Source organism: Latilactobacillus sakei subsp. sakei DSM 20017 = JCM 1157, assembly GCF_002370355.1.
Taxonomy (GTDB): domain Bacteria; phylum Bacillota; class Bacilli; order Lactobacillales; family Lactobacillaceae; genus Latilactobacillus; species Latilactobacillus sakei.
The window spans coordinates 12149-28456 of the sequence record NZ_AP017929.1; the positions used below are offsets into that span (position 1 = coordinate 12149).

13 protein-coding genes, 27 tRNA genes and 1 rRNA gene are annotated in these 16308 nt (G+C 41.5%); 2 read left to right on the forward strand and 39 right to left on the reverse strand.

Annotation, left to right across the window (positions count from 1 at the left end; genetic code table 11):
• Positions 1-197: 197 nt before the first annotated feature.
• From LEUCM_RS00075 to LEUCM_RS00100, 6 genes are all read right to left on the reverse strand, one after another.
• Positions 198-1109 (reverse strand): PTS system mannose/fructose/sorbose family transporter subunit IID, encoded by a 912-nt coding sequence (locus LEUCM_RS00075; RefSeq protein ID WP_011374160.1) that lies wholly within the window; start codon positions 1107-1109, stop codon positions 198-200.
• An 18-nt stretch (positions 1110-1127) separates the two neighbouring features.
• On the reverse strand, positions 1128-1934 hold the full coding sequence (locus LEUCM_RS00080) for a PTS mannose/fructose/sorbose transporter subunit IIC (RefSeq protein WP_011374159.1): 807 nt from the start codon (positions 1932-1934) through the stop codon (positions 1128-1130).
• A 34-nt stretch (positions 1935-1968) separates the two neighbouring features.
• Complete coding sequence (locus LEUCM_RS00085) at positions 1969-2946, reverse strand: mannose/fructose/sorbose PTS transporter subunit IIA (RefSeq protein ID WP_016264701.1); 978 nt, start codon at positions 2944-2946, stop codon at positions 1969-1971.
• Between the two features lie 404 nt (positions 2947-3350).
• Positions 3351-4631, reverse strand: a complete 1281-nt coding sequence (locus LEUCM_RS00090) for a dicarboxylate/amino acid:cation symporter (protein ID WP_025016480.1) — start codon at positions 4629-4631, stop codon at positions 3351-3353.
• Positions 4632-4687: 56 nt separating this feature from the next.
• A complete protein-coding gene (locus LEUCM_RS00095) occupies positions 4688-5374 on the reverse strand; it encodes a YjjG family noncanonical pyrimidine nucleotidase (protein WP_016264699.1) in 687 nt (228 codons plus the stop codon).
• Positions 5375-5391: 17 nt separating this feature from the next.
• The gene (locus LEUCM_RS00100) at positions 5392-6333 is read right to left on the reverse strand and encodes a dihydroorotate oxidase (protein ID WP_016264698.1); all 942 of its coding nucleotides are present in this window, start codon (positions 6331-6333) and stop codon (positions 5392-5394) included.
• Positions 6334-6534: 201 nt separating this feature from the next.
• Here LEUCM_RS00100 and LEUCM_RS00105 point away from each other — a divergent pair, with 201 nt between their 5' ends.
• Positions 6535-7482, forward strand: coding sequence for an AEC family transporter (locus LEUCM_RS00105; RefSeq protein WP_016264697.1), 948 nt, complete (start codon positions 6535-6537; stop codon positions 7480-7482).
• A 43-nt stretch (positions 7483-7525) separates the two neighbouring features.
• Here the strand turns inward: LEUCM_RS00105 and LEUCM_RS00110 are convergent, their stop codons facing one another.
• From LEUCM_RS00110 to LEUCM_RS00125, 4 genes are all read right to left on the reverse strand, one after another.
• Positions 7526-8431, reverse strand: a complete 906-nt coding sequence (locus LEUCM_RS00110; protein ID WP_016264696.1) for an L-lactate dehydrogenase — start codon at positions 8429-8431, stop codon at positions 7526-7528.
• 22 nt (positions 8432-8453) lie between these two features.
• Positions 8454-8822: a RidA family protein gene (locus tag LEUCM_RS00115; protein ID WP_016264695.1), complete on the reverse strand. Its 369-nt coding sequence runs from the start codon at positions 8820-8822 to the stop codon at positions 8454-8456.
• Between the two features lie 146 nt (positions 8823-8968).
• Positions 8969-9931 (reverse strand): AEC family transporter, encoded by a 963-nt coding sequence (locus tag LEUCM_RS00120; protein WP_016264694.1) that lies wholly within the window; start codon positions 9929-9931, stop codon positions 8969-8971.
• 33 nt (positions 9932-9964) lie between these two features.
• Positions 9965-11596: a malolactic enzyme gene (locus LEUCM_RS00125; RefSeq protein WP_016264693.1), complete on the reverse strand. Its 1632-nt coding sequence runs from the start codon at positions 11594-11596 to the stop codon at positions 9965-9967.
• Between the two features lie 129 nt (positions 11597-11725).
• On the opposite strand from LEUCM_RS00125, the gene LEUCM_RS00130 reads away from it, so the two are divergent.
• Positions 11726-12646 carry a LysR substrate-binding domain-containing protein gene (locus LEUCM_RS00130; protein WP_016264692.1) on the forward strand — a complete coding sequence of 307 codons (921 nt, stop codon included), beginning with the start codon at positions 11726-11728 and terminating at the stop codon, positions 12644-12646.
• A 24-nt stretch (positions 12647-12670) separates the two neighbouring features.
• On the opposite strand, the gene LEUCM_RS00135 is transcribed toward LEUCM_RS00130, so the two are convergent.
• The 29 genes from LEUCM_RS00135 to rrf form a co-directional block, all read right to left on the reverse strand.
• Complete coding sequence (locus LEUCM_RS00135; RefSeq protein ID WP_016264691.1) at positions 12671-13519, reverse strand: alpha/beta hydrolase; 849 nt, start codon at positions 13517-13519, stop codon at positions 12671-12673.
• Between the two features lie 133 nt (positions 13520-13652).
• Positions 13653-13736: transfer RNA gene (locus LEUCM_RS00140), tRNA-Leu, on the reverse strand.
• Positions 13737-13773: 37 nt separating this feature from the next.
• Positions 13774-13844, reverse strand: a tRNA-Cys gene (locus LEUCM_RS00145).
• 27 nt (positions 13845-13871) lie between these two features.
• Positions 13872-13943: transfer RNA gene (locus LEUCM_RS00150), tRNA-Gln, on the reverse strand.
• Between the two features lie 9 nt (positions 13944-13952).
• Positions 13953-14025: transfer RNA gene (locus tag LEUCM_RS00155), tRNA-His, on the reverse strand.
• Positions 14026-14084: 59 nt separating this feature from the next.
• Positions 14085-14155: transfer RNA gene (locus LEUCM_RS00160), tRNA-Trp, on the reverse strand.
• Positions 14156-14162: 7 nt separating this feature from the next.
• Positions 14163-14243, reverse strand: a tRNA-Tyr gene (locus LEUCM_RS00165).
• A 5-nt stretch (positions 14244-14248) separates the two neighbouring features.
• A tRNA-Phe gene (locus LEUCM_RS00170) sits at positions 14249-14321 on the reverse strand.
• A 9-nt stretch (positions 14322-14330) separates the two neighbouring features.
• Positions 14331-14404 (reverse strand) — tRNA-Asp (locus tag LEUCM_RS00175).
• A gap of 3 nt (positions 14405-14407) precedes the next feature.
• Positions 14408-14481 (reverse strand) — tRNA-Met (locus tag LEUCM_RS00180).
• A 9-nt stretch (positions 14482-14490) separates the two neighbouring features.
• Positions 14491-14581, reverse strand: a tRNA-Ser gene (locus LEUCM_RS00185).
• Positions 14582-14611: 30 nt separating this feature from the next.
• Positions 14612-14683: transfer RNA gene (locus LEUCM_RS00190), tRNA-Glu, on the reverse strand.
• A gap of 8 nt (positions 14684-14691) precedes the next feature.
• A tRNA-Ser gene (locus LEUCM_RS00195) sits at positions 14692-14779 on the reverse strand.
• Between the two features lie 14 nt (positions 14780-14793).
• Positions 14794-14867 (reverse strand) — tRNA-Ile (locus tag LEUCM_RS00200).
• Between the two features lie 6 nt (positions 14868-14873).
• Positions 14874-14944, reverse strand: a tRNA-Gly gene (locus tag LEUCM_RS00205).
• Between the two features lie 12 nt (positions 14945-14956).
• Positions 14957-15029: transfer RNA gene (locus tag LEUCM_RS00210), tRNA-Phe, on the reverse strand.
• Between the two features lie 7 nt (positions 15030-15036).
• Positions 15037-15110, reverse strand: a tRNA-Asp gene (locus tag LEUCM_RS00215).
• Positions 15111-15112: 2 nt separating this feature from the next.
• Positions 15113-15186: transfer RNA gene (locus LEUCM_RS00220), tRNA-Met, on the reverse strand.
• Between the two features lie 45 nt (positions 15187-15231).
• A tRNA-Ile gene (locus LEUCM_RS00225) sits at positions 15232-15305 on the reverse strand.
• A gap of 14 nt (positions 15306-15319) precedes the next feature.
• A tRNA-Met gene (locus LEUCM_RS00230) sits at positions 15320-15393 on the reverse strand.
• A gap of 38 nt (positions 15394-15431) precedes the next feature.
• A tRNA-Pro gene (locus tag LEUCM_RS00235) sits at positions 15432-15505 on the reverse strand.
• Between the two features lie 5 nt (positions 15506-15510).
• A tRNA-Arg gene (locus LEUCM_RS00240) sits at positions 15511-15584 on the reverse strand.
• Between the two features lie 14 nt (positions 15585-15598).
• Positions 15599-15684: transfer RNA gene (locus LEUCM_RS00245), tRNA-Leu, on the reverse strand.
• Positions 15685-15698: 14 nt separating this feature from the next.
• Positions 15699-15770 (reverse strand) — tRNA-Gly (locus LEUCM_RS00250).
• Between the two features lie 7 nt (positions 15771-15777).
• Positions 15778-15850 (reverse strand) — tRNA-Thr (locus LEUCM_RS00255).
• 35 nt (positions 15851-15885) lie between these two features.
• Positions 15886-15969 (reverse strand) — tRNA-Leu (locus tag LEUCM_RS00260).
• Positions 15970-15992: 23 nt separating this feature from the next.
• Positions 15993-16065: transfer RNA gene (locus tag LEUCM_RS00265), tRNA-Lys, on the reverse strand.
• Positions 16066-16067: 2 nt separating this feature from the next.
• A tRNA-Val gene (locus LEUCM_RS00270) sits at positions 16068-16140 on the reverse strand.
• A 10-nt stretch (positions 16141-16150) separates the two neighbouring features.
• A 5S ribosomal RNA gene (gene rrf, locus LEUCM_RS00275) occupies positions 16151-16267 on the reverse strand.
• Positions 16268-16308 lie beyond the last annotated feature (41 nt).

Below are 16308 nucleotides of genomic sequence, written 5' to 3' on the forward strand. Positions count from 1 at the left end.
AAATAATCGACTGCGTCGCTCATTCGCTTCCCTATGCTAATGCTCAAAAGTTGACCAAGCTTGAACGCACTTTTTTTTAAACGTGCTTCAGCAGGCATATTTCTGCGGTTAACCAAATTTGCCAAATCGGTACTTTCAGCCCCAATTCGTCAAATCCAGTTAATCCTCAAAATATAAACACCTGCTTACGCACTCTTTTACATTAAGTGTAATAGATGGAAAACAATTCCGACTACGAATAAGCCAAGAATAATAACGATTGGTGATACTTTCTTCTTAAGTAACCACATACAGAATAATGTTAAACCTAATGCAGCTAAACCAGGAATCAAGCTATCTAAGTTATCTTGTAAAGTTGTAATCTTATGATCTGTCAATGACAAGCCTTGTGCTTGTTGTTGTAATGCAGATTGAATGCCTTTAGCACCACTTGGTAATTTATCCCAATCGATGAAAGCACCCTTATCTAATTTAACAGATGAGACAGTTGGTGTGAACTTAACTGATACCCATCTATTAACCAGTGATCCCAAGATGAACATCCCAAGGATTGAAGCACCCTTAGTAATATCTTGTAAAATACCACCAGATAAATCTTCAGTAATCTTAGAACCAGCACGGTAGCCGAATTCTTGTGTGTACCATGTAAATGCCATACGGATGGCATTCCATGCAACGAAATAAATGATTGGGCCAAGAATGTTACCACTCATAGCAAGTGAAGCAGCTAAAGCACCGATAATTGGTTTAACAGTAAACCAGAAAACGGGATCGCCGATACCAGCTAAAGGTCCCATCATACCAACTTTAACCCCTTGAATCGTAACATCATCAATTGGTGCACCATTAGCACGTTCTTCTTCAAGAGCTAAAGTAACCCCAAGAATTGGTGCAGCAACATAAGGATGAGTATTAAAGAATTCCATGTGACGAACTAAAGCTGCTGAACGATCTTCTTTAGTCTTATATAACTTCTTAAGTGCTGGGATTAATGTATAAGCCCAACCACCATTTTGCATACGTTCATAATTCCAAGAACCTTGAAGGAAAGTTGAACGTAACCAAACAGAGATACGATCTTTTTTTGTTAATTTTAGTTGTTCTGCCATTTTTTGTCAGCCTCCTTCTTAGTAGTTGTCAATGATATCGCCTAGCGGATCACCAGTATTTGAGCCACCGCCGTTATTACCTGAGCCTTGTTTTGAAAGGGCTAAGTAGATAAGAGCGAGTGAAATACCGATTGCGCCAAGTCCGATAAGTGTCAATTGAGAGATAGTTGCAAGTACGAAACCAATTGCGAAGAATGGCCATACTTCTTTAGTTGCCATCATGTTGATAACCATTGCGTAACCAACAGCAACAACCATCCCACCACCGATTGCTAAACCATCTGTTAACCATACTGGCATTGCTGTCAACATTTCTTTAACAGGGCCAGCACCGATTGCTAAGATTAAGCCTGCAGGAATAGCGATACGAACACCTTGCATGATAATAGCGATGTATTGCCACATTTCGATCTTACGGAAGTTACCTTCTTTAGCAGCAGCATCCATGATGTGCACGATACCTGTTGCTAATGTCCGTACGATGATTGTTAATAATAAACCAGCTACTGCAAGAGGTACAGCAATAGCGATAGCTGATGTGACGCCGGCTTTGCCTTGGCCACCAAGTACTAAAATAATTGCAGATGCGATTGATGCTAAAGCAGCATCGGGTGCAACAGCGGCACCAACGTTAGCCCAACCTAAGGCGATCATTTGTAATGTCCCGCCTAAGATAAGACATGGTAATAAGTTACCGGTTACAAGGCCGATTAATGTACAAGCAATTACTGGTTGATGGAAATGGAATTGATCTAAGATACCTTCCACACCAGCTAGAAATGCAACAAAAATGACCAAAATCACTTGAATGAAATTCAAATCCATGATTATTAATCCTCCGTTTTCTTCTGATAGTTAATTATTTATTGTTTTGTTTGTCTAATTCTGATTGTGCCTTTTTAAGGATGCTATCCATATTACCGTTTGAATCACTTGGAACCTTACGAACATCAAACTTGATGCCCTTTTCCTTTAGTTTTTCAAATGTATCGATATCATCTTGGTCAAAGGCCAAAACAGTATTAGGTTGTACTTTACCAGTTGAGTGGGCCATTGAACCAACGTTAATTGTTTCTAATGGTACGCCACCTTCAACGGCTCTGAGTGCATCTTGTGGTGATTCGAATAATAATAAAGCACGTTCCTTACCAAAATGTTGATCATCCTTTGCCAACTTGATCATTTGATCGATTGGCACAACATGCGCTTTAATGCCACCAGGAGCAGCTTGCTTAATTAAGTTTGTCCGTAATTCATCTTTAGCAACGTTGTCTGAAACAACAATAATCCGTGTTGGGTTAGTTGTCTTAGACCAAGTTGTTGCCACTTGACCATGTAATAGACGTGAATCAATACGTGCCAAGACATATTTGAACTTACCAGGAGTACCTGTATTAGCAGCTTGTTTTGCTTCTGCCTTTGGTGCTTCTTTTGGTTCTAAGTCTTCAGGTTTAACCCGAACACCAGCCTTAGCTTCATCAATAATATGTGCTGCGATTTCATGAGCAGATGTCATAGATAAACGTGATGCGTATGCTTCAATCAACATTGGTAAGTTCAAACCAGTAACGATTGCCCATTTATCTTTATGAGCTTCGAACAAGCCATTTGCTTGATTAAATGGTGAACCTCCCCAAAGATCGACTAAGAACAAGACGTCATCATCTGCGTCAAACGTTGCAACGGCAGCTTCTAAATGCGCTTTCAAATCATCCGGTCCTTCATTAGGCATAAAAGTAACAGCTTGTACTTTTTCTTGTTCGCCAAAAATCATTGAACCAGATTGCATGATACCTTTAGCAAACTCCCCGTGACTTGCAATAACGATTCCAACCATTCACAAAAACCTCCTTATAAAATAGTTGTAATAACACACTGATAAAAACGCTAACAATTATAATGAAATATTATGGCATTAATCCCTATCAATCTATTATCACACCAAAACGTTTTTCTTTTTAAAACGCTTTACTCATTTATTCTACCACAAATCTCTAATCTGTCTAATCATTTTTACGTTATCTGTGAAATTGGTCTAGATAATGCCGTTGTTATCCGTTTTCATAAACATACATTGTTCTCAAGTATTTAACGACAACAACATTTCAATGTAGCTTATTTAAATACGTCCCATTAACTCGAATCAATCATAGACCGGTCTATACCCAGATACAGCAAAAGGACTAGGAGACAATTTCTATCCTAGTCCTTTTTTTGTCGGCTGACTACTATCAAGCCTTGTTATTTTTTAGCACTTAATTGTGCTAAGTATTTCGTTCGTTTTGTTTCGTCAAATTCGTTTTCAGATTTAGCGATAATCACGGCTGCTAATGAGTTTCCCATCACATTGACGGCAGTCCGGCCCATGTCGACTAACCGATCAATCCCAGCGATAAAGGCCACACCAGCAGCTGGCACTCCGATTGTTGTAATGGTTGCGAGTAATACCACAAATGAAGCCCCAGGTACACCGGCCATCCCTTTAGACGTAATCATCAAGACCACCAATAGTGTTAGTTGTTGCATTAGACTGAGATGAATATGGTAAGCTTGCGCCAAAAAGAGCGCTGCTAATGATTGATAGATTGCGGAACCATCAAGATTAAATGTATAACCGGTTGGAATGACAAAAGAAGCAATTCCTTGGCTCACACCGTAATCTTGAATTTTTTCCATTACTTTAGGTAATGCAGCTTCTGAACTGGCTGTTGAAAAAGATAGCACTAATTCTTCTTTGAAGACTTTCAATAATTCCAAGATATTAATATGCCAGATTCGTGCCACTAGCCCCGCCACAACGACGACGAAGAAAATCATCGTTAAGTAGCAAATGACTAAGAAATAAACCAAAGGCTTCAATGCATCGAAACCAAATTGGGCAATCGTCACACCGATTAAGGCAAAAACCCCAATTGGCGCTAATTGCATAATCCAGTTAGTTAGTTTGAACATTACTTCTGAAATCATTTCAAAAGCGTTAATGAGCGGTTCACTGCGTTTGCCAAATGTTGCAAGCCCTAATCCAAACAAGACCGTAAAGAAGATAATTGGAATCATATCCCCTTCACTAAGGGCCTTAAAAATGTTAGTCGGCACAATATTCATAATAATATCGCCCAAACCATGATTGCTAGCTGATTTAGCAGCAGCTGTATATTGACCAATTGATCCTTGGCTCAAACTATGGATGTTGATTAACGCGCCAGGTTTCGTTAAGTTACCGACCGTCAATCCTAATGCAATCGCAATAGTGGTCATCATTTCAAAATACAAAAGCGTCTTGCCACCAATTCGACCCAACTTCTTGATATCGCCCATTTTAGCGATCCCGACTACCAAGCAAGAAACAACGATTGGTAATACAATCATCTTAATTAAATTAATAAACAACGTCCCTATCGCTTGCATCACCGCAATTGCAGCTTTGTTTTGGTAGAAAATCCCACCGGCAACTAATCCTAGTGCAATCCCGATTAAAATCCGCCAGCCTAAACTAATTCTAAAATAACGTTGCTTTTTCATCTCTTGTCACTCCATCTTTTAACGCACTCTAACGGTTGGCGCTTTGATTGTCACGCTTAAAGCGTCAATAGTTCTGTTAATTGTTTGATCTCATGTGTTGGCTGTAAAGCCCGATCATGATTGATTTGCCCTGTTGGGTTGTACCAAGCTGTTGCCACACCCACGTTTTGGCCCCCCTGAACATCAGAAGTCAGTGAATCCCCTACGATCAATGACTGGGTCATTGGGACAGTTTCTAATTTCTGAAAAACAGTTTGAAAATAAGCTGGGTCCGGTTTTTGATAGCCTAATTCTTCTGATACGAAAATAGCATCGAAATAATGGGCCAACCCTGAGTCTTGTAGTCGTTGGTATTGCGTACGCGCCACACCATTCGTTGTGATATATAATTTGGCGTGTTGTGCTTGTAACCCAGCTAATAACTCTTCTGATTGTGGCATTAAATCGTGCCCTAATGCCAAATTATCTAAATATTGGCTTGATAATTGTTGACCATCGACCACTTTATTAAACTGTTTTTTGAAAAAAGTCGCAAAACGGGTGTTCAATAATATTTCCCGGGTTAATTCCCCTTGTTCATATTGACGCCACAATCCTTGGTTGAACGTTTGATAAGTTGTTTTAATATCACTCGTTAAGTCGATGTCTTGTGCGTTAAATAGCCGCTCTAATGCTTGGTCCTCATCCGCATCGAAGTCAAATAAGGTATTGTCCATGTCGAAAAATAAATGTTTATATTGCATCTTGCTAATCACTCTCTTTAATCTAAATATTTTAATTTGCCTTTAAAATCAGCTATTTTATTATACCCTTTTTGTTGCATGATTGTTTGTAGTTCTGCCGTTAAGCGGTCAAAGATCTGTGGGCCTTCTTTGTGAAGTGCCGTCCCGACTTGAACCATGCTAGCACCACATAATAGATGTTCAAAAACATCTTGACCAGACTTAACACCGCCAGTGCCGATAATTTGGATCTCGGGTTTCAACCGTTGGTAAAAGGCGTGGACATTCGCGAGGGCTGTTGGCTTAATATAATCACCACCAATACCGCCAAAACCATGCTTAGGTTTAATGCTGACCCGTTCGGTAGCAGCGTCAATCGTGAGGCCGTTACCGATGCTGTTGACAGAATTAATGAATGCCAATGGGAATTGGTTTAAAATGGCGGCCATTTGATCAAAATGAACAATATCAAAATAAGGTGGTAATTTAACCCCTAGTGGTCCTTCATACACTTCAAACACCCGTGTTAAAATTTGTTCAACTGTTTCAAAATCATAACCCGTTTGTGGTTTGCCCGGCACATTAGGGCAAGAAAGGTTTAACTCCACTAAGCCATTAAAATCAGAATCCGTAATCTGTTTCAAAAGCGCTTCGTCTTCATCGATATTAAATCCAGTAATCGATTGAAAATATCGTTTTTCAGGAAAGAGGGTCTGTTGTTGAGAAACATAGTCGAGATAATAGGGTAATCCCTTATTAGGAAGTCCCATCGAATTAATGCTCCCCCAAGGTGTTGATAAATAGCGTGGTTCTGGATTCCCCGCCCTTGGGACCACGGTAGCACTCTTCGTTACAAAAGTGCCTGCTGCAGATTTTTGAATCTGATTTAGTTCGTCTGCGTCATAACAATAAACGCCTGCTGCATTCATTAAACAATTATCAAAATGAATTCCTGCTAATGTTGTTTCAGTTAAAATCAATATTTTCGCCCCTATTCCGCTTTATTTCTATTGATTATACGTGATTTAGTCAATAAATGCCACCCCTTATTCAACACACATATTAAAACACGAACTATTCAGCTTATTGACCAAATAGCATCCTACTAGAGACACTTTTAAGTCATCCCCAATCGTTTTATACTAATAGGAGAACGATTTTCAGATAGAAAGAAGCTTATTATGCAAACCTTAGTTAATAGTAGTGCCGGTGTTTTTATTATCATTATTATGATTGCGGTTGGCTATGCCTTAGCCGCACGTCATTGGTTTAATGAGGATAGCACAGCGCTTATCGCTAAACTTGTCACACAAGTTGCTCTACCACCTTATATGATCATTTCAATCACCAAAGACTTTTCACACGATCAGTTAGCCACCTTACTTCCCAACCTCCGTTTTCCAGTGCTCTCCATGTTACTCTTGTTTGGGATTTCAATTATTGTCGCACGCCTCATTAAAGTCGATGCCAGTCGGCGTGGCTTGTTTGAATCCATGTTCTTCAACTCCAATACGGTTTTTGTAGGCTTACCAATTAACCTGGCCCTCTTTGGTCAGCGCAGTCTGCCCTTTGTCTTAGTCTATTACATGGCTAATACCACCATTTTTTGGACACTTGGCGTTTACTTAATTCAACGAGATGGTGCCAATCAAGAGGGTTTATCCCTTAAAACTGTTTTACAGAAGGTTTTCTCGGCGCCACTAATCGGTTTTATTATCGGCGTTATCCTGGTCTTATTAGATTGGCACTTACCCAGTTTCTTAACACAGTCCTTCACTTATCTAGGCAACCTGACCACCCCACTATCCATGCTCTTCATTGGGATTTCAATTTATAATGCCGGACTCAAAAATATTCGCTTTGGCAAAGATCAACTAGGTGTCTTAGCCGGCCGGTTCATCTTTGCGCCTTTATTAATGACTGCGTTAGTCTATCCAAGTCACATGCCACCCCTCATGAAACAAGTCTTCATTCTGCAATCCTGTATGCCCGTTATGACAAATGCACCAGTTGTCGCACGACTTTATAATACAGACGCTGATTTTGCCGCTGTCATGGTGACCGAGACAACGCTCGGGGCTTTGTTGATGGTGCCGCTCATGATGTTCCTCTTGGGACAACTATTTTAAACAAAAAAGACGCCATCCATTAATTTGGATGACGTCTTTTCATTTAGATAGCGGCATACATGTGTTTGATCGTATCAATCGATGTTTGCCATTTTTGTTGTTCTGCTGTCGTTAACTGACTTGGATAATCCTGTAAGACACCTGCGGCACCAACCATAGCTGGATGGCCAACATAGCATTGTACAGTGTCATCAAAGTTAGAAACGGGTAAGACTTGGCGCGTATTTTGTAAGATAGCTGCAGCACAATGCGCTGCTTGATTAGCAATCCCATAAGACGTATAGCCCTTGCCGCTGAGGATTTCCCAAGCACCTTGGCGAGCGTCAACTTCAAATTGTGCCAATTGTTCTGGTGATAATTGGGTTGCTAGTGGTTGCCCACCAACATGCACCCCAGACCAAGCGACAAATTGTGAATTACCATGTTCACCTAGCACATAGCCGTGCACACTATTAGGCGCAACGTTCAAATAATGGCCGACTGCAACTTGCATCCGGGCTGTATCCAAAGTCGTTCCAGTTCCTAATACGCGTTCCTTAGGAAAGCCAGTTAAAGCTTGTAGATATTGGGTAATTACATCACATGGATTAGTGATGTTCAATAAGATTCCTTTGAAATTAGCGGCCTTTAATTTAGGTGCCCATTGTGCGACTGCTGTTTTCGTATAAGTTAATTCATCAAACCGATCAGCACTATGTTCAAGGATACTAATGTCACCAGCTGAGAAAATGACTAGGTCACAAGTGGCTAATTGACTTTCATCATTAGCTGTAATCTTAACAAATCCTGTATGATCAACTTGACCGGCTTCTAAATCGTTTCGTTCCGCTTCTGCTAATTTTGGCTTTTGGTCAAATAAAACTAATTCACTACAAATGCGCCGGGAAACAAGCGTATAGGCAACTGTACTCCCAACATGACCAATACCGATAATGGCTACTTTATTCATTGATCCAACTCCCAATCAAATATTATCGAACAGCGATGGCTTCAATTTCAACAATCCCACCAGCTGGTAGTTTGCCGACTTGAACAGCACTTCTAGCAGGTGCAATGTCGCCGAAAAATTCTGCATAAACTTGATTAAATTCATTAAAGTCATCTAGGTTGGTTAAGAAGCAGTTGGTTTTAACGATATTTTCTAAACTTAAGCCAGCTTCTTTTAAAACACTTTGTAAGTTCATAATGGCTTGTTTCGTTTGCCCTGCTAAATCAGGTGCGAGTTTGCCGTCTTTTAACCCCAGTTGACCTGACATAAAGACAATCTTATCCGTTGCAATTGCTTGGCTGTATGGTCCTAATGGTTCTGGCGCTTGTTTCGTATAAATCTTTTCTGACATATTAATCAACCTCTCTTGTTTATTGACTACGCTTTCATTGTAGTCCAGATAGCCTCGTTTATCAACCGAGATTGTGTATTATTACACATTTATACACAAAAAAAGAACGTTAGATACTCGGAATATCTAACGCTCTTATTATGAAACTAGATGAATTGAACGATTTGCATTAAGATAGGCACAACGACGACGAACAAGACAGTACTTGTTGTAACGACGTTTGTTGCATATTCAACGTCCCCGTGTGATTGACCGACTAAGATTGGTAAGACAGCCAAACCTGGTGTTGCGGCTTGAATAATTAATGTGCTTTGTTCAATTGTTGGAATTGAAGTTGTATTCTTGAAGAACATCATAATCGCAATCATGATTGCTGGTGCAACAACGAAGCGACCTAATAGGGCTAAGATTGTATCGCGGTCGAAATGGATTGATTTCAAACCAGCATCAGCTAAGATAATCCCAATGTAGATCAATGACATTGGTGTAACGATCCCACCAACCATTGAGAATGTCTTATCAACAAGTTCTGGCAATGGTAAACCAGTTAAAAGATAAATTAATGCGGCTAAGAAACCGATTAATGGAGAAGGTAATAATTTACGCCAGTTAAATTTGCCTTTAGCAGCGCCTTTTTCTTTTGTAGGATCATCATTTGAGATGAAGAAGACACCGATTGCCCATGTTGAAACAGTGTTAGCAACATAGTAGATCAAGAAGTAAGGTAAACTCTTGTCACCGAATAGTGCCAAGTTCAATGGTAAACCAATGAAGATTGTATTGGCATTAACGAACATATTGATAAATGTCCCACGACGACCTGGACGAATCCGGAAAGCCTTTGTTAATAACCAAGCAACTAAGTAACCTAGGGCGAAACTAATTAAAACGTAGATTAAGCCGCCAGATAAACCGACCAACTTTTCACGTGTTAAGTTATCTAGAACTGAAACGAAAATTGATAATGGTAAAGCAACGTTCATGATTAAAAATGAAATTGTACCCTTAAAGTTATCATCGAACTTTTTAGAACTCCGTAGCCAAAACCCCAAAGCAATGACTAAGACGATTTCGACGACACTTGATAATGATGTTAGAAATGCTGCCAACTCTTTCACTCTCCTACCAAATTAATATTTAAATTATAGTGCTTTGTATTCTGGTTCCCATTTCATGTCTGCAACGGCTTTTTGCACGTCAGTAATTTCTTCTTTATTCAAACCTTGGTCAACAGCGCTTTGTGCAACAGCTGTCGCAACAGTTTGTGAGAAGATATCTAATTTTGTAACAGGAGGCAATACGGCTGCGCCGGCTTCTGTTGGGTCAACGATACCACCCAATGAGTGAGCTGCCTTACTGATCATTTCGTCATTTAAGACTTTTGCAGTTGAAGCGATTGTCCCTAAACCAAGACCTGGGTATACTAAAGCGTTGTTTGCTTGACCAATTTCGTATGTGACACCGTTGTATTCAACAGGTGCGGCAGGAATACCAGTAGCAACTAAGGCTTTACCATCAGTCCATTTAATTAAGTCTTCAGCAGTTGCTTCAGCTAATTTAGTTGGGTTTGATAATGGGAAGATAATTGGACGTTCTGTGTGAGCGGCCATTTCCTTCACGATTGATTCTGTAAATGTACCAGGTTGTGTTGAAGTACCAACCAAGATTGTTGGGTGGATTGCTTTCATAGCAGCTTCTAATGTTGTTAATTCATCAGCATTAGCGAATTCACTACGTTTGCGAGCAAATGGTTTTTGTTCTGGTGTTAACTCTGGATCATCATCGAACAATAGACCTTGCTTGTCAACCATGTAGAAACGGCTACGTGCTTGTTCTTCAGTTAAACCTTCTTGTAACATTTCTTCGAAGATCCGGTGTGTAATACCAGCACCGGCAGTACCAGCACCAAAGCTCATGTAAACTTGGTCTGTCATCTTGCCACCAGAAATATTTAAAGCACCCATGATACCAGCTAATGTGATAATCCCTGTACCTTGGATATCATCATTGAAAGTAACGATTTGATCTTTGTACTTGTTCAAGATGTTAGCAGCATTGCTACGGCCAAAATCTTCAAAGTGAAGATACATGTTAGGGAATAATTCTTCAGCGGTTTGAACGAATTGATCAACGAAATCGTAGTAACGATCGCCGCGAACACGTTCATGACGGTTTCCTAAGTATAATTCATCATTTAATAAGCTTTCACGGTTTGTACCAGCATCTAAAACAACTGGCAATACTTGGCTAGGATCAATCCCTGCAGCAGCTGTATAAACCATTAATTTACCAACTGAGATATCGACACCTTGTGTACCCCAGTCACCAATCCCTAAAATACCTTCGCCATCAGTCACAACGATTAATTTAATTTCGCGACCATCAGCAGCATTTGCCAATGTTGTCTTCATTGAATCAGGATCGTCGATTGATAAGAATGCTGCGTGTTGTGGGTTAACATATAAAGCACTGTAGTTTTCGATTGTGTCAGCGATCGTTGGATCGTAAACAACTGGCATGAATTCAGCAACGTGTTGGCTGAATAACTTGTAGAATAAAACGCGGTTTTCGTTAAAAATTGACATTAAGAAAATACGTTGTTCTAACATATTAGCTTTTGATTGATATTGTGCATAAGCTTGTTTAACTTGATCATCAATTGTTTGAACGTGAGGTGGTAACATCCCCGTTAAACCAAATTGTGCACGTTCTTCAGCAGTGAATGCTGTGCCTTTATTTAAAAATGGATCATTTAAAATTTGTTGTGCTTTCATATTAAAAATCTCCTTTACGTCTTATCGATGAACCCAGTGTAACGCGAGTAATATTTGATAGTCAAAACTTACAACTATGATAAAATAGATTTATATGAGCTTTTCAAATCGCATTAAATAGGAGTTTCTATGAAGATTAAAGATTTAGAATATTTTGTCGCTTTAATTAAATTAAAAAATTTTACAGCAGTTGCCGATCAATTTGGTGTCAGCCAACCAACAATCACCTATGCGGTCAAGCGCTTAGAAGAAGAATTCGACACTAAATTAATTCGCCGCGACCAGTCCCATCAATCAATTATTATTACGGATAGCGGTGAACAACTCAATCGACACGCTGTCAACATTCTAAATGAAATTCAATTAACAACTAATGATATGCAAAATCTCTCTGCAACTGAGCTTCGTTTTGGACTTCCGCCGATTATCGGCACCTACTACTTCTCTAAATTAGCGCAGAAATTAGTCAAGGCTGGGAGTATTCAACATTTTGCGACAGTTGATGGTGGTTCTACTGAATTATTAGCTAGTCTAGAAGCTGGACGTTTGGATGCTGCCCTACTTGGCTCTGCAACCCCATTAGAAAATGATGCGCTAACGGCTGAGATTATCGAGCAACATCACTTCAAAATCGTCGTCAGCCCCAAATCACCGCTAGCAACCGCTAAAAAGGTTGCCTTTCGTGATTTAGCCAACGAAAACTTCATTATGTTGGCAGAGGGCTTCGTCCACCCCGTCGTCTTTGATACGCTTTCGACGATGAACCAAATGAACCCTGACATTATTTATCAAACCAATGACGTGAGCATCCTCAAAAGTATGGTCCATGAAAATGTCGGAGTCGGTTTTTTAACTGAAACGGCCATCACACCAGCTGATGATCTTATTGTTTTAGACTTACTTGATCAACCGCAACCAACCTTTTATATCTCATTAGCTTATCGCAAGACACAACTCTTCTCAGCGACTCAACAAGCCTTATTAGGGACTTTAACAACCGCTGCTAAAGAATACCGTCTTGAACAACAAAACAGCGACACCAACTTATAATGAAGTTGATGCCGCTGTTTTTGTTTACCATAGAAAATCGATCACCGTTTTATTAACAGCCTCGTTTTCATGTAGCTGACTATGTTGTGCTTTACGTCCCTTAAATTCAACCTCACGATATGATTTAGCCCTTGGCGCCACTAAATATCGTAACGATTGCGAAGAGACATTGCTGACGCGTCCGTCAGAATCACTACCATCGGATAGGTCCCCATAAACATTTAAGAATTGAACCTGATTTTTTGGCAATCTATGCCTTAATCCCATTAATTGCCGATAAGTAGCGTTAATCTGCTGCGGGCGACCATCTTTAGCTAAATGATTTTGATTAGCACGATCATCCATTCCGATAATACCAGCATAATGACCTGCAATTGAAACAAATTTAGCTAACTGCGGCATTTTTTTGTTTTGGGCATTATTGGCTAGGTAGAAGGCTAACGTTAAATTGCCCATCGAGTGAGCGACAACATTGAACTGCTTAAAATGATGTTGTCGATTGACCGCAATCAATACCCGTTTAAACCATTCACCATTTTGCCGATAATTCGGATTCCGATTATTTTTATAAATAACCTGAATAATGGGCCGGGTAGTACTATCTGTCCAATGTCCCTCTAACGCAACTTGTCCAGTACGACTGACAATTGCCGTTAACACTTTAGTCGCTCTGCCCCGCTCTTCTGCGGCCTCAATCATGCTATCGCTAGAGCGACCGGAACCACCATACCCATGTAAATAAAAGGTCGGTGCGCTGTCACGAACACGATTAGCCTGCTGTCGTGCTTGATTTGAACGCTGATTAATCAGTAATATGCTTAAAATAATGACCAGTAAAAAACCACCGCTAAGTAAAAAGCCCCACTTCTTCATCTTGATCACCCTTTTGATGTGCTTAGTATATCCCTATCGTATCACACCACTTTCATACACGACAATAACTTATTTTTAGACAACAAAAAAGCCCTATTACTAGGGCTTTTAAAACTTGTATAATAATCCATTATACCGGTGATCGGGGTCGAACCGATACTTCCGTGAGGAAACGGGATTTTGAATCCCGCGCGTCTGCCAATTCCGCCACACCGGCATCTTACAGAACGTTTAAGGTTAGCGCCTAAACGCAAAGGCGGTAACCGGATTTGAACCGGTGATAAAGGTTTTGCAGACCTCTGCCTTACCACTTGGCTATACCGCCATAAAAGAACAAATCCTGTCCTTGAAATTGGGCTAGCTGGATTCGAACCAACGCATGACAGGATCAAAACCTGTTGCCTTACCGCTTGGCCATAGCCCAATAATAAAAGGCGGTATGTGGGAATCGAACCCACGTGTGTCGGATCCACAAACCGATGTGTTAACCACTTCACCAATACCGCCATTATTAACATGAATAATTATACCATAGTTGCAATGTTTATGCAACATATAATATAAACAGGGATAGTAGGAATTGAACCCACACTGACGGTTTTGGAGACCGTAGTTCTACCTTTAAACTATATCCCTATAAATATGGAGGAGAGTGGATTCGAACCACCGAACCCGAAGGAGCGGATTTACAGTCCGCCGCGTTTAGCCACTTCGCTACTCCTCCAAAAATGGCGCAGGACAGAATCGAACTGCCGACACATGGAGCTTCAATCCATTGCTCTACCAACTGAGCTACTGAGCCATTTTGAAACGGTCACAACGGGACTCGAACCCGTGATCTCCTGCGTGACAGGCAGGCGTCCTAACCAGCTAGACCATGCGACCAAATTGCGGGAGTAGGGTTTGAACCTACGACCTTCGGGTTATGAGCCCGACGAGCTACCAGACTGCTCCATCCCGCGATAATATAAAGGAGAATGAGAGATTCGAACTCTCGCGTGGGCAGAACCCACCTGACGGTTTTCAAGACCGTTCCCTTCAGCCAGACTTGGGTAATTCTCCATAAAAACTATAAATGTAACAATGTTACAATGACCCGTACGGGATTTGAACCCATGATACCGCCGTGAAAGGGCGGTGTCTTAACCACTTGACCAACGGGCCATACAAAACGGAGAAGGAGGGATTTGAACCCTCGCGCCAGTTTCCCGACCTACACCCTTAGCAGGGGCGCCTCTTCAGCCACTTGAGTACTTCTCCAAATATTTAGATAATGGGCCTAAATGGACTCGAACCATCGACCTCACGCTTATCAGGCGTGCGCTCTAACCAGCTGAGCTATAGGCCCATGAAAAGCGGGTGACGAGAATCGGACTCGCGACAACAGCTTGGAAGGCTGTGGTTTTACCACTAAACTACACCCGCATATTCATGATATGGCGCAGGACAGAATCGAACTGCCGACACATGGAGCTTCAATCCATTGCTCTACCAACTGAGCTACTGAGCCATTTAAACGGTCACAACGGGACTCGAACCCGTGATCTCCTGCGTGACAGGCAGGCGTCCTAACCAGCTAGACCATGCGACCAATTGCGGGAGTAGGGTTTGAACCTACGACCTTCGGGTTATGAGCCCGACGAGCTACCAGACTGCTCCATCCCGCGATAATATAAAAATATTATAACCACCTACAAAATCTCACCAAACGATGGACCTTGTAGGACTCGAACCTACGACCGGGCGGTTATGAGCCGTCTGCTCTAACCAACTGAGCTAAAGGTCCAAGTTTTTTGAAAATAGCGGCGAAGGGGATCGAACCCCCGACCTCCCGGGTATGAACCGGACGCTCTAGCCAGCTGAGCTACACCGCCAAAAAACTTAAATTTATAACATGTAACTTACGTTACAATCGGGAAAACAGGATTCGAACCTGCGACCCCCTGGTCCCAAACCAGGTGCTCTACCAAGCTGAGCTATTTCCCGTTATATGCACCCAGTAGGAGTCGAACCTACAACCTTCTGATTCGTAGTCAGACACTCTATCCAGTTGCGCTATGGGTGCATTTTTCATTATGATGCCGAGGACCGGAATCGAACCGGTACGGTAGTCACCTACCGCGGGATTTTAAGTCCCGTGCGTCTGCCAGTTCCGCCACCCCGGCTTAATCATAATGAAAGCGGAAGACGGGATTCGAACCCGCGACCCCCACCATGGCAAGGTGATGTTCTACCACTGAACTACTTCCGCATCTTAATGCCGACTAGACGATTCGAACGCCCGACCCTCTGATTACAAATCAGATGCTCTACCAACTGAGCTAAGTCGGCATAATAAGATAACTTTCATTGAATATTCAATTGAATGCGGGTGAAGGGACTTGAACCCCCACGTCTATATAGACACTAGAACCTAAATCTAGCGCGTCTGCCAATTCCGCCACACCCGCATTTTGGCGTGTAACTTGGCCGATGAGTCGTGACAGGCTCGAACTGTCGACCCTCTGATTAAAAGTCAGATGCTCTACCAACTGAGCTAACGACTCAATGGAGGTTACAGGGCTCGAACCTGTGACCCTCTGCTTGTAAGGCAGACGCTCTCCCAACTGAGCTAAACCTCCATTAAATATAGCGTGGCAACGTCCTATCCTCGCAGGTAGTTTCCCACCAACTACTATCGGCGCTAAGAAGCTTAACTACTGTGTTCGACATGGGAACAGGTGTATCCTTCTTGCTATCGCCACCACACTATTTGTGCTTGCGCACTGAGAAGAACTTCGTTCTCTCAA